Source organism: Blastopirellula marina, from assembly GCF_002967715.1.
GTDB lineage: Bacteria > Planctomycetota > Planctomycetia > Pirellulales > Pirellulaceae > Bremerella > Bremerella marina_B.
Window position 1 is genome coordinate 1 of record NZ_PUIA01000041.1, and the last position, 1,233, is coordinate 1,233.

1 pseudogene is annotated in these 1,233 nt (G+C 55.5%); it reads left to right on the forward strand.

From position 1 onward, the window contains the following. Window positions 1-83: 83 nt before the first annotated feature. Window positions 84-1,233 (forward strand): annotated as a pseudogene (locus tag C5Y96_RS15160) (IS3 family transposase); the annotation flags it as partial.

Here is a 1,233-nt window from a genome sequence, read left to right on the forward strand (position 1 = left end):
TGACCTGCAACCCAAAAACTGAGCCATTCAAAATGAGAAAATCGAGGTAAAATCGGGCCATCCTATTCGAGGAGATCATGACCATGAAGAAGTCTCGATTTACGAATGAACAGATTGCCTTTGCCCTGAAGCAGGCCGAGTCGGGTGTGCCGGTGGAGGAGGTTTGTCGGAAGCTTGGGATCAGTCAGCAGACGTTCTATCGCTGGAAGAAGAAGTTCGATGGGCTGGGTGTCGCCGAGGTACGTCGCTTAAAGCAACTCGAAGAAGAGAATAAGAAGCTGAAGCAACTGGTGGCTGACTTGAGCCTCGATAAGCAGATCTTGCAGGATGTGCTGTCAAAAAAGCTTTGAAGCCTGATCGCCTGCGGGCAACGGCGGATCGTGTTCAGGCTGCGTATCGCATCAGCGAACGACGCACGTGTCGCTTGCTGAACTTGGCTCGGTCGACATGCCGCTACCTGTCCGTGAGAGACGATCAGGCACCCTTGCGGATGCGATTGAAGGAATTGGCCGCCACACGGGTTCGCTACGGCTATCGACGGTTGCACATCCTGCTTCGCCGTGAAGGCTGGGCGGTCAATGCGAAGCGTGTTTACCGCTTGTATCGGCAGGAACAACTAGGCTTACGGACGAAGACGCCCAGGCGTCGGGTCAGTTGCCAGACACGTGCCTTGCGTCCTTCGGCGACTCGCATAAACGACTGCTGGGCGATGGATTTTATGACCGACGAGCTGTTCGACGGGCGTCGAATCCGGCTGTTAACGATAGTCGATCACTTTACTCGTGAGAGTCTGGCGATCGAGGTCGAGCCCAGGTTCCGCGGCCAAGACGTCGTGCTGGCCTTAGAACGTATCGCGGAGCATCGGAGGTTGCCCAAAACGATCCAGGTTGACAACGGCCCGGAGTTCACGTCCAAGGCACTAGATCAGTGGGCCTACGCCAATCAGGTCGTACTCGACTTCAGTCGGCCAGGAAAGCCTACCGATAACGCCTTCATCGAGTCGTTCAACGGCAGCGTGCGAGCAGAATGCCTGAACGAAAATTGGTTCTTGTCATTGGAGGACGCCAAGGAGAAGATAGAATCCTGGCGTCGCGACTACAACGAACATCGACCACACAGCGCCCTGGGCAACCTGGCCCCCAGGGAATTCGCTTCATCTGGCCAGGCTAGCCTGGCCAGATGAAGATCCTGGATTTTCTCACTTGAGCTGGTACAGAAAAGGGGAGCGGTTCA